The organism is Paenibacillus hubeiensis (genome assembly GCF_032334105.1).
Taxonomy (GTDB): domain Bacteria; phylum Bacillota; class Bacilli; order Paenibacillales; family Paenibacillaceae; genus Paenibacillus; species Paenibacillus hubeiensis.
This window is the reverse complement of the sequence record NZ_JAVYAE020000002.1, coordinates 749,844-774,113: the sequence shown is the minus strand read 5'-3', so window position 1 is coordinate 774,113 and position 24,270 is coordinate 749,844. Positions and strand designations below refer to the sequence as shown.

At 48.4% G+C, this 24,270-nt stretch carries 22 protein-coding genes; 1 reads left to right on the top strand and 21 read right to left on the bottom strand.

Annotation, left to right across the window (positions count from 1 at the left end; genetic code table 11):
* Positions 1-28: 28 nt before the first annotated feature.
* From RSX24_RS09945 to RSX24_RS09890, 12 genes are all read right to left on the bottom strand, one after another.
* Positions 29-1,357, bottom strand: coding sequence for an amidohydrolase family protein (locus tag RSX24_RS09945; protein ID WP_343260462.1), 1,329 nt, complete (start codon positions 1,355-1,357; stop codon positions 29-31).
* Positions 1,354-1,794 (bottom strand): cupin domain-containing protein, encoded by a 441-nt coding sequence (locus RSX24_RS09940; RefSeq protein ID WP_343260461.1) that lies wholly within the window; start codon positions 1,792-1,794, stop codon positions 1,354-1,356. The genes RSX24_RS09945 and RSX24_RS09940 overlap by 4 nt, the downstream gene beginning before the upstream one ends.
* A 46-nt stretch (positions 1,795-1,840) precedes the next feature.
* Positions 1,841-3,523 carry a CocE/NonD family hydrolase gene (locus RSX24_RS09935; protein WP_343260460.1) on the bottom strand — a complete coding sequence of 561 codons (1,683 nt, stop codon included), beginning with the start codon at positions 3,521-3,523 and terminating at the stop codon, positions 1,841-1,843.
* Positions 3,524-3,619: 96 nt separating this feature from the next.
* On the bottom strand, positions 3,620-4,954 hold the full coding sequence (locus tag RSX24_RS09930; RefSeq protein WP_343260459.1) for an FAD-binding oxidoreductase: 1,335 nt from the start codon (positions 4,952-4,954) through the stop codon (positions 3,620-3,622).
* Between the two features lie 47 nt (positions 4,955-5,001).
* Positions 5,002-6,018, bottom strand: a complete 1,017-nt coding sequence (locus tag RSX24_RS09925) for an ABC transporter substrate-binding protein (RefSeq protein WP_343260458.1) — start codon at positions 6,016-6,018, stop codon at positions 5,002-5,004.
* Between the two features lie 35 nt (positions 6,019-6,053).
* Entirely contained in the window at positions 6,054-6,920 is an 867-nt protein-coding gene (locus tag RSX24_RS09920) for a fumarylacetoacetate hydrolase family protein (protein ID WP_343260457.1), read from the bottom strand.
* Entirely contained in the window at positions 6,917-7,759 is an 843-nt protein-coding gene (locus RSX24_RS09915; RefSeq protein WP_343260456.1) for a creatininase family protein, read from the bottom strand. Before RSX24_RS09915 ends, RSX24_RS09920 begins: the two co-directional genes overlap by 4 nt.
* A 72-nt stretch (positions 7,760-7,831) precedes the next feature.
* Positions 7,832-9,019 carry an amidase gene (locus RSX24_RS09910; RefSeq protein ID WP_343260455.1) on the bottom strand — a complete coding sequence of 396 codons (1,188 nt, stop codon included), beginning with the start codon at positions 9,017-9,019 and terminating at the stop codon, positions 7,832-7,834.
* 21 nt (positions 9,020-9,040) lie between these two features.
* Positions 9,041-9,853 carry a cysteine hydrolase family protein gene (locus RSX24_RS09905; protein ID WP_343260454.1) on the bottom strand — a complete coding sequence of 271 codons (813 nt, stop codon included), beginning with the start codon at positions 9,851-9,853 and terminating at the stop codon, positions 9,041-9,043.
* A 63-nt stretch (positions 9,854-9,916) separates the two neighbouring features.
* Positions 9,917-10,945: an ABC transporter substrate-binding protein gene (locus tag RSX24_RS09900; RefSeq protein ID WP_343260453.1), complete on the bottom strand. Its 1,029-nt coding sequence runs from the start codon at positions 10,943-10,945 to the stop codon at positions 9,917-9,919.
* Positions 10,946-10,971: 26 nt separating this feature from the next.
* Positions 10,972-11,850 (bottom strand): ABC transporter permease, encoded by an 879-nt coding sequence (locus RSX24_RS09895; protein ID WP_343260452.1) that lies wholly within the window; start codon positions 11,848-11,850, stop codon positions 10,972-10,974.
* Positions 11,851-11,880: 30 nt separating this feature from the next.
* Positions 11,881-12,678 carry an ABC transporter ATP-binding protein gene (locus RSX24_RS09890; RefSeq protein WP_343260451.1) on the bottom strand — a complete coding sequence of 266 codons (798 nt, stop codon included), beginning with the start codon at positions 12,676-12,678 and terminating at the stop codon, positions 11,881-11,883.
* Positions 12,679-12,951: 273 nt separating this feature from the next.
* Here RSX24_RS09890 and RSX24_RS09885 point away from each other — a divergent pair, with 273 nt between their 5' ends.
* On the top strand, positions 12,952-14,550 hold the full coding sequence (locus tag RSX24_RS09885; RefSeq protein ID WP_343260450.1) for a PucR family transcriptional regulator: 1,599 nt from the start codon (positions 12,952-12,954) through the stop codon (positions 14,548-14,550).
* A 358-nt stretch (positions 14,551-14,908) separates the two neighbouring features.
* Here RSX24_RS09885 and RSX24_RS09880 read toward each other — a convergent pair whose 3' ends face one another.
* The 9 genes from RSX24_RS09880 to RSX24_RS09840 form a co-directional block, all read right to left on the bottom strand.
* Entirely contained in the window at positions 14,909-15,628 is a 720-nt protein-coding gene (locus tag RSX24_RS09880) for a hypothetical protein (RefSeq protein ID WP_343260449.1), read from the bottom strand.
* Positions 15,629-15,742: 114 nt separating this feature from the next.
* Positions 15,743-17,095 (bottom strand): sensor histidine kinase, encoded by a 1,353-nt coding sequence (locus RSX24_RS09875; protein WP_343260448.1) that lies wholly within the window; start codon positions 17,093-17,095, stop codon positions 15,743-15,745.
* A gap of 71 nt (positions 17,096-17,166) precedes the next feature.
* Positions 17,167-17,874, bottom strand: coding sequence for a response regulator transcription factor (locus RSX24_RS09870; protein ID WP_343260447.1), 708 nt, complete (start codon positions 17,872-17,874; stop codon positions 17,167-17,169).
* 572 nt (positions 17,875-18,446) lie between these two features.
* Positions 18,447-19,247, bottom strand: a complete 801-nt coding sequence (locus RSX24_RS09865; RefSeq protein ID WP_343260446.1) for an ABC transporter permease subunit — start codon at positions 19,245-19,247, stop codon at positions 18,447-18,449.
* 14 nt (positions 19,248-19,261) lie between these two features.
* Positions 19,262-20,056, bottom strand: a complete 795-nt coding sequence (locus tag RSX24_RS09860; protein ID WP_343260512.1) for an ABC transporter permease subunit — start codon at positions 20,054-20,056, stop codon at positions 19,262-19,264.
* A gap of 2 nt (positions 20,057-20,058) precedes the next feature.
* Positions 20,059-20,952 (bottom strand): ABC transporter ATP-binding protein, encoded by an 894-nt coding sequence (locus tag RSX24_RS09855; protein WP_343260445.1) that lies wholly within the window; start codon positions 20,950-20,952, stop codon positions 20,059-20,061.
* A gap of 78 nt (positions 20,953-21,030) precedes the next feature.
* On the bottom strand, positions 21,031-21,717 hold the full coding sequence (locus RSX24_RS09850; protein ID WP_236412832.1) for a TetR/AcrR family transcriptional regulator: 687 nt from the start codon (positions 21,715-21,717) through the stop codon (positions 21,031-21,033).
* A 716-nt stretch (positions 21,718-22,433) separates the two neighbouring features.
* Positions 22,434-23,417: a glycoside hydrolase family 43 protein gene (locus RSX24_RS09845; protein ID WP_343260444.1), complete on the bottom strand. Its 984-nt coding sequence runs from the start codon at positions 23,415-23,417 to the stop codon at positions 22,434-22,436.
* Positions 23,418-23,445: 28 nt separating this feature from the next.
* Entirely contained in the window at positions 23,446-24,264 is an 819-nt protein-coding gene (locus RSX24_RS09840) for a carbohydrate ABC transporter permease (protein ID WP_438286799.1), read from the bottom strand.
* Between the last annotated feature and the right edge of the window lie 6 nt (positions 24,265-24,270).

Here is a 24,270-nt window from a genome sequence, read left to right as displayed (position 1 = left end):
ACTGACGATAATTCCTGTTTGTTGCCAATCATGTTACCAAATCAGACGCGAATGTCTGAGCTGTATGCAAAACAGACTGCCATCTGCCGGAGGCATACACCCAGCGACTCATTTTTGTACCTGATAGCAGCTGCGTGACATCCGAAGCATCCGTGACTACAAAGTTGCAGGCATGCCCTTCTTCTATTCCATACTCGTCGCAGCCCGTGATTTCTGCAGGTATATCCGTGATCATCCGCAGCAGCTGTACTAAATCCCGCTCACTGCCCATATGGGCTGCATATGAGGTGATTTGGGCAATCTGTATCAGATCCGCGCGGCCGAACGGATGGAACGGGTCTTGAATATTGTCGGAGGCTGCAGCAAGCGGAATGCCTTCTGCAAGCAGCTCGCGAATGCGTGTTGTGCCCCGTCTTACCAGGCCGCGATCTTCCCGCCCCTGAAGATACAGGTTCACCGCAGGCAGCGTTACCGCGTTCAGACCGGCTTCCTTCATCTTCGTCATCACATGCTGTGCATCTTTTTCTGTCATTGCGGACAACGAGCACAGATGATCTGCCGTCACTCTGCCCTGATAACCGTAGCGAAACGTATGCTCTGCGATGCTCAGCACGGTTTTTTTTCCGGGATGATCACTTTCATCTGCATGCAGATCGATGGGTACGCCGAAACGTTCCGCTAACCGAAAAATTCTGCCAATCTCTCTTTCAGGGTCATCTGCCAGATGAGGGGCTCCACCCAGTACATCAATTCCCATCCGCACTGCTTCCTCGATAGCCTCATCCGCAGCTTCATGATTGCCTCGGAACGGAACCATGAGCGCATATTGGATAGCCATACTGCCCTTCAACTTCTCCCGTACTTCCAAGGCTGCCTCGATCGTCCGAAAGGCCACCTCCCGCCCCAAATGAACGGGGAAGTCAAGGTGGCTCCTTATGGTCGTGGTCCCGTAGCTCAGTGCCATTCTGGCGGCCGTCAGCATGCGTTCCGCTAGCTGCTCCTTGCTGAATGTCTGTACAGCCTGGCTGTAATTATAAATGGCTTCATGAAGCGTACCGGATCGGTTCGACACCTGCTCAAGCGAGAAGGCCTTATCCAGATGCATATGACAGTCAACCAGGCCAGGAAGCATCATGCCACCCTGCAGATCGACGCAATCCGCGTCTGCCAACCGTTTCAGATCTGATCCGGTCTGATGCAGCACCATCAGACGGCAAGCACCGCTTTCCCGTGCATCAAGGAAACGGTCCTGCCGACGGACACTAACCCAATTTCCAACCTCCGCCTTCAGTTCATAAAGACAGAGGTCTTCCCGGTGCGGAAGGCGTACATTAATGAAACGCAGCCCTGCACTCATTGTGCGGTAGCCAGCGCCTGAAGCACGGCCAGATCCTCCTCGTCCAGCTCGGTGGCCGGCCCCGCTTTGATCATATCCGAGAACATTTCGTCCGGTACCATGGTCGTCAGACAATACAGACGTGTGCTGCCCGTGTTAATAATATCGTGATGGTTGCCCGGTGGAATGATAATGAATGAGCCTTGGCGGATCGGAGTCTCATACTCGCTGCCAACTTTGGCTAGCCCCTCCCCTTTTAACACATAAAAATATTCATAAGCCTCCCGGTGTTCATTGGATGGAGTTCTGCCTCCAACCTCGAAGATCTCCACAAATGAAGTGAAAGGAACCTGCTCCCTGTCGCACAGCAGGATGAACTTATTCGTATCCTGTGCGGAAATTTTGTGGACGGGACAATTCTCAAAGTTGCCAGCAACCAGACCTGGAATGTGCACCATATACGTTCAACCTCACTTTGATTGATTTGAATTTATGCTTCGCTTTTCATCTTTTTACCGGCAGCCTCAAACAGGATATGTCCTGTTCTGTACTGCGAACAGCCGTGGTGGCAATCTTCAACCCACCTGTTCCTGTGCTGTTCATCTCGTCCCTAACACCGTTCGGATGCCGGGCGAATAACGGGAAGGCGCTGCCTGTCAACTCAAGCCGGACATACGAGCCAGCCGGCAGGGTAGCCGCCAAGGGACGCAGCCGGATCTGCGCTGTTCTCCATTCATTGGAAGCACCTGCTCCTTCACTGCAGATTTCCGTGCGACCCACACTCAGCAGCCGGGCCGTCCCTTGCTCGGATACGGTGGTGAGGATGGCTACCAGATCCGTCGGACCTCCCAATGTTTGGTACTGAACGGACAACTCCGGGGACCCAAAAATCGGGATATCCTCTGCAAGCGGTCCTCCCGTATATACCAGAATCTCTTGCCGTTCCTGAATGGCAGCCCGGTCGGACGGCAGGTAAGAGTCCAGACGCATCGGCAGACGTGAGTCATACACGAATACATCCGGCACAGCCTCCTCCACATCTTCCTTATGCTTTTCGAGTCTCCCCCCTCCTGCAGCACCGTTCGCCGGGGTCTGTGACCCCGACAGATAAAACCATTCGGACGGAGAGGCCCCATCCTCAAATAGAGAAGGCAGCTGTTCCGCCGTATGCCATTCATGACTCAATTGGTCAAAATATCGGATCGGCAGTTCACCAGACAGTTCCATGTCTTCCTTGCCCTTCAGCCAATAATCAAACCAGCGCAGCTGTTCCAGATGATGACCACCGTCCGCCTGCTCGCCATGATCGATTCCGCCCGCTCTGCGCCCCCATGGAATGTGGGCCCACGGGCCGACAATGAGCCGATGAAAGCAATCCGATGTGGCCGTAGCTTGCAGAGCCTCGAACGACTGCAACGTTCCCATGAGGAAACCGTCATACCATCCCCCAATATGAAGCGCCGGCACGGGTTCCTTTACGATCTCTTCGATCCAGTTCATCTGCTCCCAGTACTCATCGTACGCTTGATGATCGATCCAATCATAAAATGCGGGAAAGTATTGCTCCAGAATCGGATGTCTTTCATTCAATGGCATTTTCCAAAGCATCTCCTCAGGGCTGCGCATGAGTCGTGAGCATTGCTCGGCCGTTTCGAAGTCACCCGCTCTTTGTGCCGTGTCACGAGCCAGCTGGAAAGCCCACGGCAGATGGTTGCCAAGTGCGAACGAGCCATGCGGATAAAATAAGCCATGACACATGTCTGCCGGACACATGCTCGGTGCAATCGCCTTGAGCGCAGGGGGGTGAAGGGAAGCTGCTGCCCATTGTGTTAGGCCTTGATAAGAGAAACCGTACATGCCTACTTGCCCGGTCGAGCCGGACAGACCGGCTGCCCACTTGATGGTATCAAATCCGTCCTCTGCTTCTTGAACAAACGGATTAAATTCGCCTTCCGACTCTCCCCGCCCCCTGACGTCCTGAATTACTACGATATATCCCTTACTTGCATACCAGACGGGGTGGGCATGCGTAACGGTAGAAGCAATTGACCGTCCGTAGGGCTGGCGCATCAGCAGCACAGGATATTCTCCTGTCTCGTCAGGCATGTATATATCTGAATACAACGTTATGCCGTCGCGCATTGTGCAAGGAACCTTTCGGCGGATGACTACATTTCCAAATTTCATGCGACTCGCTCCTTTGCTGTAGATACGGATTGACCATAAGAATCCGTATGGCACGTCAACTGCTGCAGGTTGCGCCATTCTTCTGTCATCCGTTGATCAGACGCCGCTGACAGCCGAACGCTTTAATTTCTCCTGATTCAAAATTCCCTTCGGGTCGTTGCGGTGTTTGATTTCCCACAAACGATCATGGGCATATGATCGCCCGCCTTCCTTCAAATCCCATGTATGCGGATTATTGACGATAACCCGGTTTTCCTCGTAACGTTCCATCAGCTGGTTCAGGTTTTCCTCCGTTGTGAACGGAACCAGTGGCAGGCCGGAGATCAGCAAATTTCCGTTTTGCTTGGCAAACTCGATGTGATTCATCACTTCCGGATATTCCTTTTTCATAGAGGAGATTTGCTCAAGGGCACAGGATGAATCAAAATTCAGCTGCAGATAGGTTAAGCCGGGGTCTGCCTTGCGCGCCCACAAAGTCGTATGATTCCATGTGAAATCGGAGACCCCTACACCCTTGTGGTACTGTTCGGCAGAGACCTTCATCGCCAAGTGACCTTCATATTCCGATAGGATACGTTCAAGTTGGGATTCGTTGGCTGTATCCACTTCAAGTAATGCGACAGCATGGTCAGCGGGGAGATCAAGCGGAAGAAAATAGGACGGAACCGGCCATTCATGGATCGAAATTAGCCTTTTCACCAAGGAAGTGTCCTCAGCAACCGACTGCCCGAAGCGAAAAGCCTGTTCAAAACGGTCAAAGGTTACGGCCCACTGCATCCATTCCACTCGGGGAGCCAGATTGATTTCCACTTCGGACAAAATGCCGATGGTACCGTACGTATGCAGGTAAGGCAGCACCTCGTCTCCCTGGAGCTCAATGGTACGGGGATGAACCTCAACGGTCTTGATTTTTAGAGAACGTACCAATCCATCCCAGATCGTCCCCCAGCTGATCGAACCGATGCCGCCAAAACCGCCGCATAAAAAACCGCCGATCGTCGCGGATTGAAAGGTGGAAGGCATCGTACGCAGCTCGTAACCTGCCTTGCGGGCAGTGGATTCCATTTTGCCGAGTCTGGCCCCGGCCTGGATCCGCATCGTGCCTTCTCCCACTTCGAGCACCTTGTTGTATTTGGCCAGATTCAGGACGATTCCGCCTGTGACCGGAACGCATTGGCCGTAGTTGCCGGTTCCGTTCCCCCTGATGGTCAGCGGAACTCCCAGCTCGGCTGCAATGGAGAGTAGATTGTCAAGCTCCTCCTCGGTACGCGGACTGGCGATGCACTCGGCGACCTTACCCTGCAGCTGACTGGCCAGCACAGGAGAGAAGTGATGATAATCCATCGAATATTTGGCAAGCGCCGCCTCCTCCCACTGCAGCAATTCCGGATCCATGCGTTCTTTCAATACGGCTATCCAATGTTCATTCATTCGGTTCCCCTCCCGTATTTGTAATACTGATCTCCCAACGGAATCTCTTAGGAATTCGGCAAGAATTCATCCGTAAACACCTTGCTGACATCAGGCTCCTCTTTTAATGCCCCAATCTCCTTAAGCTGCTTTCCGAGCTCCGTCCAGCGTTCCTCTGTCATGTAGCCAACACCATGTGTCGCCGCATCACCTTCATATACAAACGGGATAAGCGCTTCTGCGGCATAGTTCAGCTTTTCTTTCGTAAAATCAGGGTTTTCCTTTAAAATGACGTCATTCACGGTATCATAATTGGTCCTGTAATAATCCCAGCCCTTCATCGAAGCCTCGACATAACCACGCACAATATCAGGATGATCCTGAATATACTGCTCCGTGGTGAACAGCACATTGGAATACGGGTTATAACCGGCATCCGCCAGTAGCAGGAAATCAATGTCTACATTCTGCTGCTTCATCTCGTACGGCTCACTGGTTACATATCCCTGAATGGCAACCGTTTCATCGGCTACAAAAGGAGCCAGAGAACCTGTATAAGCCAATTCCTTCACGTTACCCAATTGGTATTTACTCTTCACAAAATCCCAGAACACCGAGCCCGTCCCCACGTAAACAGAGCGGTTGTTCAAATCGGCCAGGGAGGACATGTTCTGGTTGGCATGAACCATAAGTCCCTGCGGGCTTTTCTGGAATATCGTCGCAATCGCTACAAGGGGGATTCCTTCTTCACGAGCGACCAGCAATTGATCCGCTGTAGCCAGTCCGAACTGCGCCTTGCCGGAAGCCACGATCTGTGTTGGAGACACCTGCGGCCCACCTGCCTGGATGGTCATATCGAGACCGGCCTCGCTGTAATATCCTTGTTCCTTTGCCGCATACAGCCCCCCATGCTCCGCTTGTGCAAACCAGTTCGTCACCTGTGTAATTGCCGTGAGTTCCTCGCTTCCCACCGTAGCAGCGGCATTCTGAGGAGTTGGCTGATTCCCGCAAGCCGCCAGCAATGCGGATAAGGAAAACAATGCTGCCAGTAAAACGACAGTTCCTTTATGTCTGTATTTGTTCATCTCATTACCACTCCCCAAGGAAAATTACGGATGATTTACTCTACTTCTGCTACCGGATTTCGAAGCGTCATAAAGCCACTGATTCTACACTCGGCGACATCTCCTTGCTGAATCCGGACGGAACCGGGTGTGCCCGTCATGATCACATCTCCCGGATAGAGAGTCATCATCTGTGAAAAATACGAGACAATGAACCATGGATGATACATCATGCGAGACACCGTATTGCTATGAATAATCTCATCATTCAACACAGTTTCAACGACGAGACTCTGCAGATCGCCTATTTCATCAGGTGTTATGAGTTGTGGTCCAAGACTGAAAAATGTATCGGATACCTTGGATCGCTGCAGGAATCTGGGATTCCGTGCGTGAATGTCCTGGTTCGTCATATCCAGCGTTGCGGCAAAACCGGCAATGACCTCCTGCGCACGTTCTTCCGGCACATTTTTGCAGGTTCGGCCGATGATAATGCCAAGCTCTGCTTCTGATGTCACATTCACATCCTGAGCCGTCAGCTGGATATACTCTTCCGGCCCGATCAGGCTTGAGTCCGGCTTCATGAAGCAGACCGGCTCACGCTCTGGAGGAGTAGATGCGAGATCGATCGCTTTTTGCATATAATTCATGCCAATTCCCCATATTTTGCGAGGGTGGCGGAAGAGAGGAGCAGGTATAGCTCCCTCTGAAGGTATGAAAGGGATGGATGAAACTGTTCTGTCCCCGTGCTTCTGGTACCACTGGACAAGCTCCTCTAGCTGGCCTTGCTGCAAGATCTCTATAACGGAGGTGCCCCATGTGCTTCCTTCCGCCTTGTTGATCTCCTCCAGAAGAAAGAATCGTTCCCCATGTTCGATCGCGGCCCGTTCACCATCGCCGTGTTTCAGACTGACGAGCTTCACAGGGTGCTTCCTGCTGGCTGCTGAACCGGTTCAGTCCCGCGGACATCGGTGATTTCAAAATCACACAGTTCCTCCAGCGCCTCCGACAAAATCGTTGAGATTCGTTCCTGAATAATGCTGCCTTTCTCCGGCGTGGCCGTCGTCGCATCACCAGCAATACCGGTAGCAGAGATATCTGCCATCTTCCAGGCAAAGCGAATTTTCCCTTCTAATGTAAGAAAGCGGTAAGAGGACATATCAGGAAGCTCTTTGACGAGGAACTCCTTCTTGACCCAGTCCGGTTTAATGGACATTACGAGAGAGGTCTCATAATCGCCACCATGAATACCGTATTCCAGCTCCTCGGAAGACAGGAGATCCTCTGCCACATTCAGACTGCTGGGACTGAGATAGAAAACCATCATCCCCGTTCTGATCCGTATTTCTCGGGATACTGTATTCAGCAAATCTACGTTGCCGCCATGGGTATTAAACAACAGTAACTTGCGAAATCCACTAGCCTTCAGACTTTCTGCAATGTCCAGCATGATAGCATGCAGTGTGCTCGCCGATAAGGAAATGGTGCCCGGAAGTCCGATATGTTCATTGCTTTTGCCATACGAGACCGGAGGCAGCAGCCAGATCTCCTTATCCGCCCGCACTCGCTCCAGCGTTTGGGATAATGTCGCTTCCCCAATCAAAGTGTCCGTATATACGGGCAGATGGGGGCCATGCTGCTCCACAGCTCCGACCGGGAGAATAATCAGCGCCTTCTCCTTCGGCAGTTCTTTGACCTGTTTGCTTGTCAGACGGGGCAAAAATCGTTCCTCCCACGCTGTTCCTTCGTATCGTTGAAACATAACTGACACCCTTTCTCCTGCGGCTTTAATGTTTTTTTGCGTAGCTTAATGTCCATATATCGAATGATGCTCTTATCCTTTTATTGCTGAATTTAATGCTGGAAAAAGGGATGCAGCCCATTTAAGCAAACGTTGATCCTGTCCCGGACCAGCGATGAGAGAAATACCGACCGGACAGCCCAGTACCTCCGCAGCGGGGATCGTAAGCTGAGGCAGACCGGACAAGCCGGCAATGCAGGTTAAACGCATCGTTTTCACTCTTCGTTCTTCAATTAAAGGTCCTCCCAGCCCCAGCTTCGGGGCCGCTCCAGTGGTCGTAGGAATTACAAGCACCGTATCCGTTCTGAGCAGGTCAGCCATGTACTTGCAAACCCCAACCCGGCGTTTGGCTGCCTTCTCCTGATCGGCACGTTCAACGGTGCTTGCCCAGGAGAATCGCCCGGCCGTATCTGGTCCGAAGGTCGGCTGCTCACGTTCAATCCACGCCCCGTGCTCCTGCCATATTTCATAGCCCTGGATCGCCCTGAACATGGTCATCCATTCAGGTAGACCCTGCGGGGCGATGCGAACCGTTTCATGGCTCGCAGCCTTGCCGCACAGTAACTTCAGGTAAGGGGTAAGCGCCTCTTTGCTCTCCGTGTCAGCAAGCTCCCACGCATCCTCACCGATGAGCACCCGGCTGAAGCCTGTACCCGAGTCTGTCTGCGGCAAAAGCACTTCTCCTACCCGGAACAGCGTCTCGAGATCACGTGCCATCCAGCCGACGGTGTCGAAGCTGGGTGCGAGTGGGATAACGCCTTTCGCAGAGACAATGCCATGTGATGGACGCATTCCATAAATTCCACAGTACGAAGATGGCACACGTACCGATCCTCCCGTATCCGTTCCAAGGGAGAATTCAGCAAGCCCAGCGGCGACAGCTACCGCCGATCCGCTCGATGAACCGCCAGGGATACGATCGGGAGCCCTTGGATTCACTGGTGTTCCATAATGAGCATTTTCACCATTCAAGCTGAACATCAGCTCATCCGTATGCGTCATCCCCGTTAGCCTTGCTCCTTGCTGCAATAGCAGGTTGAGCGTTTCCGCGTGTTCCGCCTCGGGCCCATGCGTCTGGAGCCAACGTGGATTACCCGCGCCATTTGCATGGCCACGGACGGCAAACACATCCTTGACCATAAAGCTGAGTCCGTTCAGACTACCCTGTCCTGTCGGTTCAACGTTTACCTGGTTGACAATGGCGTTCCATTGGTCCTTCATTGCGTCATCCCATCCTTCCGTTCAGCCTTCTAGCGATGCCAGCTCTTCCGAGTTGTTTCTCTCTATAGGGGTCGCTGCCCCGTTCAGCTCATCTACCAACCAGGTGGAATCCGTAACGAAGCCATAACATTGCTTGATATTGTACAAGGTCGCTTCTATGCAGAAATCCGGGGAGCTTGTTGCCGAGCAATCCTCCAGAAGTATGCCGTCATATCCGAGACAAGCCGCGTCCTGCAGTGTATGCATGACACACTGATCGAGATTTACCCCGGCAAACAACACCGTTTGAATATTGAGATTGCGTAGAATACTGTCCAGTGGTGTATCCCAAAACCCGCTCATGCGGTATTTATCCACATAGATATCATCTGGGGACGAATCCAGGCCATCGACAATTGCCGTTCCCCAACTGCCTTTCTCCAGCACCTTGGAGCCGTTCCCCGGCAGCGGGTCCCCGATGCCGTTGCCCCGTCCATCCGAATTGTACACATGAAGCACGGATGGCGGCACGTTCATTCGGTCTTCCCGGTTGCCCCAGTTCACCCAAATAACAGGCACTCCCGCTTTGCGCAGCTCGGGCATCAGTCGGTTCAGCCGGCTGACCGGGTTAAGGAGCGGAGAGGTATCGACCCCAATGGAATCCAGCCATCCACCCGGTGTACAGAAATCATTCTGCATATCGATGACAATAACTGCCGTATGCTCGAGATCAAATATGACTTTCTGCGGCTGTGCAGGGAGGGTTATTGACTTGCCGTACTTTTGCGTTCGTCTTAGATCCACCAGCGTTTCGGACACTTGCCAATAGCTCTTTCGATTTCCAAGTTTGAACATATTAGGTCCCCTCATTTTTTCTGAAATTTCTGATTTGAAGCTTCAAATCCTTTTGGTTCAGGTTTATGGCTTCATCAGATACTCCGTTGTAAACGCCTGGGTAACATCTAGCGCCTTCGTTAATCCTCCGCCCTTGATCATCTGATCCTGCAGGGTGCTCCAGCGTTCCTGTGTCATGTAACCAATCCCATTTGCCTCAGATTCTTTGTTAAGAATAAAGGGTTTTTCCTGCACTGCTTCATAATTCATTGCTTCTACCGTCATATCGGGATTATAGGTTTGAATAAACGGGTTTACCTTTTCATAGTTGTCTAGATAATAGCTCCAACCTTTCTGACTTGCCTGCACCACAGCTTCAACAACATCAGGGTGCTCTTTAAGGTAATCTTCCGTCGTAAAAAGAACGTCTGCATAGTTCGCGTAACCGGAATCGGCGATTTTCAGATAGTCCACCTCAACCCCCTGCTGAGAAAGTGCGTAAGGCTCATTCGTGATGTAACCCTGATTGAGCGAACTGGGGTCATTGATAAAATTGACAAGCTGCCCGTTATACTTCATTTCTTTTACATCTGTCAGATTGTATTGGCTCTTGATATATTCCCAGTAAGGCACCGCTGTACCGATGTATACGGTTTTGCCGTTCAGGTCTGTGAAATCCTTAATGTTCTCCCCCTTGTGGTACATCAGAACCTGCGGTGTGCTTTGAAAACCGGCAAGGATACCGACAACAGGGATTCCCTGTTCCCGCGCCTTCAGAATTTCATCCGCATAAGAGATACCGAATTCAGCTTTGCCTGCAGCGACTAGCTGCATGGTTGACACCTCGGGCCCTCCTGGCTGAATCGTCATGTCGATCCCTTTGTCCTTATAAAAGTTCTGCTGCAATGCCGCAAAATAGCCTCCATCTTCCCCTTTGGCGTACCAGCCCTCGATCAGTTTCACCTGCTTCAAATCTGTTCCGGCTTCCCCTCCCGCCGGGGCGGCGGATTCTAGAGCGGAGGAATTGGAGCATGCGCTTAGAAGCAGTAGGATCAAAGATGCAGCCGAAAGCAGCCATTTCTTGTAACGAAAGTTCATATGATGTTTGGACATGTTGGATCTCTCCCCCGGTTCTGGTATCATTTCATTGCTGATTCATGCCAGGACTTCAAAAGTTTGTTCGACACCATGTTGATGATCAGGAAAAATGCGATTCCCAGGGCGGATGCCGCTAAACCGCAGGCGAACAGGTAAGGAGTTTGCAGGCGGGTTGCCGCAACGGTAATCCCGTAACCGAGTCCGCCTTGTCCGCCACCAATGCCTGCAATGTATTCACCCACGATCGCTCCGACAACCGAACTGGAGCATGAAATTTTCAGCCCTGCCATAATGTACGGGAGTGCCGCTGGAAATCTAAGCCTCCAAATGGTTTGCAGCTTGCTTGCATTATACAAATAGAATAAATTCTTCATGTTCTGATCCGTTGAGTTCAATCCGATCAGCGTATTCGATAAAATCGGGAAAAAGCTGATTAAGAATGAAATGATCACAATGGCATTTATTCCCGCTCCGAACCAGATCACTATGATTGGCGCTACCGCAACGACCGGAATAGTCTGTAGGATAATAGCGTAAGGATATACGCTTTTTTCCACTGTTTTGGACAGGGCCAGCAGAATGGCCAATGAAATACCGAGCACGACACTGATCGTAAAACCGATCAACGCCTCCACAATGGTTGTGCTTACCGACGTAATCAGATTCACGCTGTTCTCAGCAGCGGCCGCGGCAATATCGGATGGCTTGGGCAAGATATAGGGGGGCATTCCGAGGATCCGCACGATTAATTCCCATCCGCCGATAAACAGGACAAACACGACGATTGGCGGCAGAATTTTTTTCAGCAGTCCAATGACTGGACTCTCTTCTGCCGGATGATGGCTGCGGGCATTGTCCTTCCCGGAAGCTCGGATACCTGGTGTCGTTTCAACGGCTGGATTAGCTACCATCTCTTCCATGTTGCTTCCCTCTCCTCTCATTTCTGGCTATCAATGTTTCAGTACATTGGACACGCTGCGTACATATTCGCCGAATTCAGGCCGGGTCCGGAATTCGTCATCTCTCGGATAAGCAAACGGAATATCGATAAAATCCGAAATTTTACCGGGACGAGGCGTCATCACTACGACTTTCGTCGATAGGAACACACTTTCGAACACGTTATGCGTAATGAACAGAACCGACATCTTCTTGTCCTGTTCCCAAATATTTAGCAGTTCATCCTGCAGCGTCTGCCTGGTAATTTCATCAAGGGCGCCAAACGGTTCGTCCATTAAGAGCAACTTGGGACGGGATATTAACGCTCGTGCAATAGATACTCTCATCTTCATTCCGCCTGACAACTCACGGGGCAGCACCTTCATATAATCCTTCAGGCCTACCAGCTCTAGAACCCGCTCCCCTTCGGTAATTCGCTCCTTTTTGGATACGCCACGCAAAGTAAGAGGCATGGTGACATTATCAATCAGCTTGGACCACGGGAGCAGGGTATGCTCCTGAAATACAAAGGCAATTTCATTCTGTTTACGTGCTTCCTTTGGGGAAGTACCCAGCACGGTCAGATGACCGGAGGTCGGTTCCGTCAAACCGGCAATCATATTAAAAATGGTAGATTTCCCGCAACCGGAAGGACCGACAAAACATAGAAATTCTCCTTCCCCCACATGCAGATTCGCATGCTGCACAGCTACAGTGCCATTGGGGTAGATTTTGCCGACATCATCGATAACAAGCATGGAACGGCTGTCCTTTTGGGCCGCTGCCTGTTGATTTTGGGTGAGCTGCATCTGAATCCCCTCTTCTCCTTGAAGTTGTGTCCTATCATATAGCCAAAAAATAAGAGTGTAAATATTCCTGACACAATTTTGGTTTTTTATCTAACGGTATACGCTTTACGTTGGTTCAAAAACAGAATATTCTATATTTTAAGTAAACTTACATAACATATATATAACAAAAAGGATTGCGGGAATTCGACAAGACCCTATATAATTGCTTAAAAAGTGACGTCGTGTCCGGCACCTGATTCAGATATGTATCGTTTAGGAGGATGGATTAACATGCATTTAACTATAGAAGATGCCTTGGCGGTGTACCCGTTATCGGAAGGGAAGTTGGCAGCCGGTAAAAAAGGAATTTCCCGAACGATCAGCTCCATAAACTTGATGGATGCGCCGGATGTGATCAACTGGATGAAAGAAGGGGAACTCTTGTTGACTACAGCTTATGCGATTAGGGATTCACCCGAGGAATTTGTTAATTTGCTGCAAAAGCTCAATGAACGTGGGGCCTCCGGGCTTGGCATCAAGCTTGGTCGATACTGGGCGGAAATACCAGAGATAGCCCTGCTGGAAGCCGATCGGCTGGGTTTGCCCCTAATTGAGCTGCCTTTTCAATTCACCTTCTCCGAGCAGATCACTGCTCTCTACCAATCCGAGTTCCAACGTGATACCCGCCGGCTGAATGAATTGCTTGAAACGCAGAAGAAGCTGGTGGATTTTGCAATGCAGGCGGATGAGTACACCAATTATTTTCAAAGTATCACAAGCATTTTAGGGGTTCCTTTAGCCATCGTTACCTCTGAAGGACAGACCTTGTATAATATGACGCGCTGTTCCAATATGGAGCTGTTGAGCGATTGGCCCTGGAATCAGGCCAATCGGTTTTACAAGTCGGCGAGCAACCTGTTGTATCGTGTCCCCCTGCTGAAAAGCGGAAAGTCATACGGTTACTTGCTGATACAAACTGAAAATCTGCTGGAAGCACATGAAATGGAGGGAATTTTTCACCAAGCTGCCGTTATTCTTTCCTATCATCTGGAGGTCATCCAGAATCAGGAGGCTACTGCGGCAGGCAGTCGTCTTGGCACGGCCATGGAACGTTACTTAAAGGGGAACGCCTCTCTGAAAACGGTGCTCGAATTTGCCGAAGCATTGGGAAGCACATTTTGGAGCATGCCCTACGTATGCATGGTATCTTCCACAAGAGCGGATGCTTGGGACCATGAAAGTCAGAGGCGCAAACTGAGGGAGATTCAGAATAAGCTTCAGGATCATCCCAAAACGTCCTCCTTGGAATCCCATCATTTTTATGTGATGAACCGCATATATTCACTCTTCCCCCTTCTAGAAGAAGAGGCCAAGGATCGAAGGAAGTATGAGAATTCGGTACGTTTGTATGCGGATTTGATGCATGCATGGGACCACGGAACAAGGACATGTTTTATCAGTAAAGTGAGAACGGGCATGGAGGAGTTCATCGACGGCTTCCGGGAGTGCGGGGAGGCTGAGAGAATCAGTACAGAGCTTGGTTTAAGCGAACCGGTTGTCATGTTTGCTGACCTGGAGTTTATTTATCTCTTCAAGCATATTCCACAGGAGGTTATGGTCAGGTATTGCTCTTATTTATTCCGTCCACTGCTGAACAAAGAAGAGGAATACACCAGCGAGATGATGCACACACTTGAAGCCTATTTCGCCAACAACGGCCAAGTGAATGAAACGGCACGTGAGCTATATATCCATCGCAACACAGTGCTGTACAGGCTGGAGAAAATTTCGGGGCTGCTGAATCTGGATTTGAAGAATACCGATCATCTGCTGCTCTTGAAGCTGGGACTTATGTTTAGGCACATGATGTCGCCCAAGAGACAAATTTAAAGCGACAGTTGACTACTAACCTTCACCTTTAAAATGACACAACACAAGACTTTCTGTAATGATAAAATTTAAATAAATCCCAATATGTATTTCCCTATATCATGTTTCAATAATTAAGTAAGGTGTACTTCCGTTCCCATTCCCCAACAGGCGGAAGAGACTTTTGCTTTTCACAAGCAAAAGTCCCCTTCCAAAATTAACGGCTTCAAAAATTCAATTTTTCACATATGTCTCGACTGTTTTTTTGAAAGACATTATGTGCATCACTTGGAAAAAAGTTGTGTATGGCAACAGCTCGATACCAAACGAGAAAATACCTGCCCCTCTCCCGGCAGGTATCAACATCGATCACTAAATATTAGTCCAGAAGGCTGTAGATCTGAATGCTCTCCACCTTGGCATCCTTGATATGAAACGTCATCACATCCACATAATTGGATGGCTCGTAACGGAAGTCATCCTCCTCATCAGGGGCTCCATCACCAAGCAGTTTCCCCTCAGGGTAGGCATTTTTGAGTGTATCCAGGCTATCTCCTGCTTTAATGTTTCGCACTGTCGCGTACTTAGGATCTGTAATTTCGATATGAAAGATGGAGTCTTGCTTCCCCTCCGGTATACTAATTGTTTTAATCTCCAGACCAGGATACGTATAAACCTTTTCTGTAAAACCGATTAACGTATCCATGTTTGTTCCATCGTCGGCACTGTACGTATGAGATTTCAGGTTATCCGGTTTGCCCAGCATCTGTTCCATCTGATCTTCATTCGCTGTATCCGAAATCGCAATGGTGTGCTCATTATAGACAAAAGCAAGCTCCTTCAGCACCACATTGCCTTCCTTCTCCATCGAACCTTCCTTAATAGCTTCAGCACTCTGTCCTTCCGAATTTTCTGAAGCAGGCGCAGTGGAATTTGATGCCCCTTCGTCTTTGGCATGTTCGTCGGGCGTGTTTTTTTCAGCCGAGTTCTGCGCCGCTTCTGGAGACTTGGCACCATTGGACTGACAGCCCGTCAGTGCCATCGTTAGTAAAATACTCAGCAGGATAACAGCTGTAGCTTTGTTGATCCATTTCATCATGATCCCTCCATAAATGTGTGATTTCTTCTTTATGAAGTGATTATAAAAAAAGCATTTGTTAGTCTCATAACAGAATTGTATCACTCTTGTAACGTTAACTATTTACGCGCATGTTTACGCACGGGGTAACACAATCGTAACGGTCGTTCCTTCCCCGATTTGACTTTCCATGTCGATATATCCATTAAACCGCTCTACAATCTCTTTGCAAATCGAAAGTCCAAGACCTGAACCGTTCGCTGTACTTGCATTTTTCGCCCGGTAAAAGCGTTCCTGCACTCTCTCCAGCTCATCGCCCGCGATACCGATTCCTTGATCACGTATCCGTATAACTACCTCGCTTGGCGTATGTGTAAGCTTCAATTCGATTAGCGATGGACTGCTTGAATATTTGATGGCATTGTCCACAAGGTTGGCGATCGCATGGGACATCAGCATTGGATTCACGTTGGCGTGGACTCTCGTCAGAAGCTTATCCTCCGGTTCCGCTTCCGCCTCCCTGAACATAATCTTGATCCCTTTATCCTTAGCCTTCGCTTCCATATTCATTGCCACTTGCTGAATCAGTTCGTTCATTTCCGTTTTCCGAGCTTCCAGTTCGTTAGAACCAGCCTTGTCAAAGCGGGATAGCAGCAACAGTTCATTAATCAATCGTGTCAACCGATCCGATTCCTGCAGCAGATGACCATAGATTTTTTGCAGTTCCTTGTTCTCATTCTCTTCTTCAAACAAGTATTGAGAGAAACCACGAATGGCTGCCAAGGGTGTTTTTAACTCGTGAGATACGTTGGAGACAAATTGTTTCTGGTACTGAATGTAATCATGAAGCTGCCGCCCCATGGAATCCAGCCCATCTGCCAGCATGCCCAGCTCGTCCTTCCGGTTAAGATGAACTCTTCGAAACTCTTGTCTAGAGAAACTTTGCACTGCGCCAAGCAGCAGTTTAATCGGCTTGGTTGTGCTGCGGGCAATCCACAGACTGGATAACGTAATCAGTACAATAAATCCGCCTGCACCCGCAAACAGGACATAACGGATTTGATCCATGATTGCATAAAAGTACGAAATGTCCTCCACGAACTCATACACATAAGCGTTTTCGTAATATTGATTCTGAATGGGTGTCGCAAAATAAAGCAAATGATCTTCCGTTACGGTGTAGGCATAACTGCCGTTCAGCGCTTTCTCAATATTCTTTTCAAAAATAAGAGGTTTTCCATCATTAATGATGATGCCATCCACAGCCAAACCCAGCAGCTGCTTGGAGCTATCATAGATACGTACTTCCCTGCCTGAAGCTTTCAGCTTCTCCAGAGCAAGTCTGACAATTTCTTTTGTCTGCGGCTCTCCTGTCGATGATCTATGCTGATTCAACACCTCACGGAAGGACAACTCGGACAGATCCGCCTTCTCCATCATCTGTTTTTCAATGGTAATGAAGCTGTAATAATCGATGGCTTTATTCACCGCAAAAATAATGATGCCAAAGGACAGCACGGAGAAAAATAAATAATTCAGCAGTAACCGGGTTGCATACTTCAGCCCTCGCCACCTCCAAGTTGATAGCCAAATCCATAGATCGTCCTGACATACTTCGGTTCGTCCGCATTATCCTCCAGCTTCTTCCGTAATCGCATGATGGTCATATCCACACTGCGACTGTCTCCCATAAAGTCATATCCCCATCCGATCTGCAGCAGCTCATCCCGGGTAAAGATTTTCTCTGGCCTTTGGAGTAACGTTTCCAGAATTTTAAACTCTTTGGCCGTTAAAGACACGGGTACACCGTTTTTCAGCACCCTTCGGCTTTCCAGATCAAATGTCAGATCTTCATGAATGATGCGTGTAGATTTCACTTCTGCTCCTTCACTTGATTCCTCCTTGCTCTCGTTTCTTCTCAGAATCACCTTGATTCGAGCAAGCAATTCACGATTGTCAAAGGGTTTGGTCATATAATCTTCCGCCCCTAGCTCTAGTCCGAGCACCTTGTCGATTACCTCATTTTTGGCAGAGAGCATGATCACAGGAACGGCACGTTTCCCGGTGATTTCCTTGCACAGGTCATATCCGGAGCAGTCAGGCAGCATCAAGTCAAGCACCACCAGGTCCGGCCCAAAATCATCCAGCAGCTGCAGGGCTATTTTACCGTCCTCAGCCGTTTGAACGACGTAGTTTTCTCTTCTCAGTACGAGCTCAATTAAATCTCTGATTGCGACTTCATCGTCAATGACAAGTATTTTCTTCAATGTGCACCCCTTTTAGCCTTGTTCCCCAGCTTGAATCATAATTTACCCTCATCTTAGCACAGACACTTTAGATTCCTCCACCAACTGGAAGATGAGGTTTATTCCACTGAGCCCAACATAACTTGTAATAAACCCGAATAATTCCAGCCAACGTTGGCTCAATTTTTGCCCTGCTCATCTTCTTCGCTCTGGCACGCGGCGGAACCGTTAACAAAGAGAGGCGGAAACCGATACCGTCGTTCATTAGATATTTTTATAAAGATGCTGCCAGGGCATAAAGGTACAAGATAAACATAAAAGGACCGAAAGCATTCATCGATGGAAGATGAACACTTACGGTCCTTTTTTATTTTTGTATTGAAATTTCATCCATTCTTTCAGTGCCTGAACAACCTGCTGAAGCTGTTCCTATCCTGTACCTTAGGTGCGCTGTCTCCCTTTTGCATCCAATAGTAGCCAAATTGACCAATCATTCTTCGTTTGTTTAACGATGATGTTAATTAAACGATCGGCAGCAACGGACGTGCTATTCCTTGTTCGAGCTCGCCCGGCAGATTCCTAACCCGCTTCCGCTACACCTTCAAATCTCTCTTTCTGTACGAAACATATGTCATTCTGAGCAACAAAGCGACGATTATTGTGGACAGCAGCACGAAAATCGAGCTGAACCCGCCTTGAAAAAGCAACTGCTCCGCTTCGAAATATTTAATGGGAGTGAAATATTTCAACCCATCCAAATTGGGATTCATGTCGATCATCTTGGCCATCATCAACGAAATCAATAATGCGACAATGGTCAGTGGAGAAGCGGATTTGGGGTTTCTGCCCATCGCCGCTATGCCCGCACCCGTCACCATAAAGATCGACTGTAGCATGAGCATGCCCGCCATAAGGTTCATAATTTCTCTGGCAAAAGTCTCCCCATCGTTAAAATATCCGACCATGAGAATCGATGAAATGCCCGTCATGATATTTAACGCCAAAACATTGGAAAAGCCGGCCGACAGCTTCGCCGTTAAGATCCGGCTTCTGGAAACCGGCTTGACGATCAGAAATTCCGTCGTTTTGTCGCTCTCTTCTTTAGCGATTACGCCAGCTCCAATCATCGCGGCATGAATCGTTGCCATCACGACTAGATAGTAGTAGCATAAACCGTAATATCCAGCGGCGGTCGACAGGTCGAAAGCGCCCCGCAACCCGAGCAGCACCTTCACTGCCGCTGGAAGCTGGGTTACAAGCTCGTTGAGGGACTGGTTCCCGCTATATTCCGTGCCAAATTTCCACATGCTGGCCGCAACGATATAAAACACGCCGATGCACCAAATGATGAGCGATTTTCGATAGGCTTTCATTTCTCTCAGATACATATTCATGTAATGATTCCTCCTCAAGCAGCATGAATGTCTTTCTTATCGTAAACGGCATAGCCGGCGGCAACGCTTGCCGCGATCAGCAATATGGCGGTCAGCACAAAAGGCGCTTCGTACGATCCGTAACGAACGATCCATTCGCTGTCGAAATAGTGGAACGGAATCAAGTATCTTACGTTATAGCCGCCCATGACGGGCTTGAGTGCGTTATATACGATTACGCTTAACAGCAAACTGCCTACAGCGATCCCTGTCGCTGATTTCATGTTGGGGAATACGACCGCAATTAGCAAGCCCAAGGACATAAAGATCAACTGGACGAACCATAAAGACATGTCGATCATAAAAAAAATTATCATGTTGACGGCGTCTCCGGAAATAATGATGGCCGTCATGATCGTAACCGCAAAGCAGACGAACGTAGTGAAAGTCAGACAAACCGTTGCCGCGCCGAGCTTTGACGTCATGATCTGCTTGCGGGAAACCGGCTTGGTAAACAGAAAATCCGCCGTTTTTCCGCTTCTTTCCTTAAACAAAACGGTAGCGCCCAAGATCATCGCCTGCACCGCTCCCAGCTCGACCACGCCCTTAAATACGAACGTATAAAACCCCATATAGCTAGACAAGCTATCCTGGGAAAGCCCCAACAAGCTTCGAACCGCTTCCGGATAACTTTCCAAAGCTTTCTCTATGATGGCGGCATTCTCGGAAAACGCCGGGTAGAACATGGAAATCAGAACAATCCAGGCCGATAAGGCGAAGGTCCATAAAATCGTAAATCGGGTGTTCGCTTTCAATTCGCGCGCAAACATATTCACCGCTTCTCACTTTCCTTCCCGTAGTAATGCATGAAAATTTCGTCAAGATTAGGCTCTTCGATCAGAAGATTCGATAGCGGAACTTCCGAAAGCTTGCGAAGAAGCGAATTGATATCCCCCTTGTAAAGGAAGCTGAGCTGTTTCCCCTGCGCTACCGCATTGCTTACGCCGTCTATCGAGAAAAGCTTCGGATCGGCTTGGTCCGATAGTTCGGCTTGAATTCTTTTATAGCTGTTTGCCCGCAGCGTGCTTATCTTTTCGAGGCTGATGATTTTCCCTTCCTTGATAATGGCAACGCGGTCGCACATTTTTTGAACCTCGCTTAGAATATGCGAAGAAAACAAAATCGTCGTCCCTTTTCGGTTTTCCTCCGCAAGAAGATCGAAAAATCGTTGCTGCATCAGCGGATCCAAGCCTCCGGTCGGCTCGTCGAGGATGATAAGCTTCGGTTGGTGCTGCAGCCCCTGTACGATGCCTACTTTCTTGCGGTTCCCGTAAGACAGATCATCGATTTTCCTATTCAGATCGAGGTCCATGATTTCTGCCAGCTCCATCATCCGTTTGCCGCAGTCCTTCTTGTAAAAGCTGGCCGAATACTTCAAAAGATCGATGACTTTCATCTTGTCGTAATAAAAAACTTCCGAGGGCAAGTATCCGATTTCCTTTTTGATTTCCACGCTTTGCTTGATGAAGTCTCTTCCGAAAATTTCTGCTCTCCCGCTTGTAGGATAGATGAGCGACAATAACGTTCGAATCGTGGTCGATTTTCCGGCTCCGTTCGGTCCGATAAAACCGAAAATTTCGCCTTCCTTCACGTCGAAGCTTACATCTTCAATTCCTCGGGCAGCGCCGTATCGTTTGGTCAAGTTATTAACCTCGATTGCATTCATACAAATCTTCCTCCTCGCAGGATATGCATTACGCTGACTAACCGTACGGTCAATATAATTTAAAAAAAATATTGGCTCCTACCGATAATGATTCCCATAAGTCGTTTTATAGCTTTGGACGAATGCATCTTTGCATTCTTCATCCGACATTTTGTAGTGGGCTTTCCATTCATCGAAATAAACAACAAAACTAAGCATCGGCATAAGCCCTGTGAAAAACCGCTCCACCAATGACTTGTTGTCGATTTGCAAAGGATATCCGTGTTGCCCCAATGTGTTCGGTATGCCTTCCTCTTCTTGATCGCGGAGCAGATCGGTAATTCGGAATAGGATGGAGCTGTGGCTTCCTTTTTTCAACGACTCGTCGAACAAGATGCGCAATATCGCTTTTCTATTCAAAAAGAAATCCAGGGACTGACGGATGGCGGCATCCATATGCCGATCGATCGCTTCGTTGTCTGAATGGGAATACTTGAACTTGTCGAGCTGGAATGTTAATTTTCCTTGTTGTTGCATGTCGTATCGTTCCTCGGACAGCCGCTTGATTGCCTCTTGCTTCATTTCGAGAATGAACGTGTCCAGAAGACTCTGCAAAATCTCTTCTTTATTTTTGAAATAATAAAAAATGAGCGCTTTCTTGACGTTGGATTTTTCTGAAATTTCCCTTACAGAAGTGCCGTCAAAGCCTTTCGTCGAAAAAAGCTCCTTGGCCGCCCTCAATATTTTCTCTCTGCTTTCTCTGGCTTGTTCCGATAAATCGCTCAAAACGCTACCTCCATGTTAATCAACTAACCGACCGGTCAATCGGTATTATGGCATGCGTACGACCTCATTGTCAATCCTTTGCCCCCCCTTTCGGGTAGCTTCGCCGTGTCAACAACCTACCGGTTACTTTCGGTAAAGCTTCATAGCGCATTTCCAGTTTGGGAAAACCGGTAGTTCATGGGTTCGGTGGGTCTAAATACAGGACACGAACTTGTACCGATAAAATAAAAAGGCCGCTATAATAGCGACTTCAATGGGACCATGTTCTTGCCCCTCGACAGCGCCGCAAGGTCAATGACCCTACCACCGACCGAAGAGCTTTGAAATTTGGAGAAGCAAATGACCAACGCCCCAGGGTCAGTCCGATTGCTTTCATCCTTACTCATGTTTCTTCAGGCCCGATAACCGGATCCGAAATTTCAAGATATTCTTGTACTTCCGGTCACCCGAATTTATTAAATACGAGTGCTTTCAAATGAGCGGCCTCTTCTTATATATTTTTCAAGAAATCACTTATTTATGATATGATTCTCCGGAATAACTGGAGCGGCAAGTTTTAAGGCAACTTACCACTACTTATGGTACGGTTCGGCGTATTATCTGTAGAGCGAAATCGAAGGCACCCAGTAGGGTGCCTTCGATGTTCTTACTGTCTCTCTTTGGCGAGTTGGATAAACGAACTCAAATCCATCAACCAACCTTGTTGGGACACTCGTTCACTGTACAGAACGTGCAAGTGCTGCAACAGAGCCGCGGAAATCGGGTCTGCCGTCAGCCGTCCACAAAAGCTCTGTCACAAATGTATGGCGATTCGGATCGTATAGCGGATCTCCTATAATGTTCTTGTATGTTCTTGCGTGGAACACAAATAGCGTCATTTCGCCCGTCTCTGACACCGTGAAGGAATTATGACCGGGACCATACATAGAGATGCTCTCATCTGTCGAGAAAACCGCTGCTTGCGACTTGCGCCATGAGGCGGCATCGAGCAAATCAGCATCCGCATCGGCTTCAAGCAGGCCCATGCAATAATTGAAATCTGTGGCGCTAGCCGAGTAAGAGAGGAATACCCGATTACCCTTGCGAAGAAATGCCGCGCCTTCGTTCACTTTATAACCAATGATCTCCCAGTCATATTCCGGCATCGAAATCATCGTTTGCGGTCCAGTCAGCGTCCACGGATTGCTCATTTTAGATATATACAGATTAGAGTTACCTTCGATATTCGGATCCTTTTGTGCCCATACGTAATAACGGCTGCCATTATGCTCAAAGGTAGTGGCATCGAGGGAGAAGCTTTCCCACGCGGTACGAACCTGCCCTCTTTCCGTCCAACTGCCTTCGAGCGGATTGGCACTTTCATTCTCTAGCACGTACATCCGATGGTCAAACAAGCCTTCATTCGTTTCCGTCGTGTGTGCGGCTGCGAAATACACGTACCATTTGTCATCAATAAAATGCAGTTCAGGCGCCCAAATATTGGCACTAAGGATACCCGTCTCGCGCTTTCTCCAGATCACTACAGGAGTTGATGTAACAAGCCCCTCAAGGTTCTGGGCTCTACGGATTTCAATCCGATCATACTCCGGAACGGATGCTACGAAGTAATAATAACCGTCCGAATGTCGGTACATAAAAGGATCTGCTCTCTGCTCGATTAATGGTTGAATGTCGTTTAACACTCTTTGTTGGAATTCCATCTTATCACCTGTTTCATCATAATATTTACTACCCTTTAACAGCACCTGCAGTCATACCGTCTATGAAATATTTCTGGAAAGCAATAAACAGGATGAAAATTGGAATGATGGAGAAAAAGGAGCCCACGATCAAGAGGTCATAGTTATTGCCATAAGGAGTTAACAACGTTTTCAAACCGATTGGAAGTGTAAATTTACTCTGATCTCCGAGCACCATAAATGGCCACAACAGATTATTCCAGCTATTCATACCATTCAGAATGGCCATTGCCGCAAAGGATGGCTTCATAATCGGCATAATTAGTCTGAAATAAATCGCATACTCGTTTGCGCCATCAACCCGCCCAGATTGAATAATTTCTTTGGGTATGCTTCTTAGATATTGCCTGAAGAAAAATATGGTCGCGGCATTGGCTATACCTGGCAGAATGATTGCTGAATAGCTATTCACCATTTTCAAATCATTAATTAGGCTGTACAAAGGAACCAGCAGTATTTCGAAAGGCACCATCATAATGAGCAAAACACATATAAAGAGGAAGTTCTTACCTTTAAAATCATATGCTGCAAAACCATATCCAACAAATGCGCTTACAAAAAGTGTTAGAACTACTTGAACGATTGTTAAAGTCATACTGTTCCAAAACCATACAAAGTAATCATGTTCTCCAGTAAACAGATAGATGAAATTGTCAAAACTCATAATACTAAAATCCAAACTTAGGTTAAGACCATATCTAATTAATGATTCACCTGGTTTAAAGGAAGATAGGGCCACTGCAAAGAATGGAATCATAATTATAACGAATAGTATAATGAACAAACAAATAATTACTATTCTGGAAATAAAATT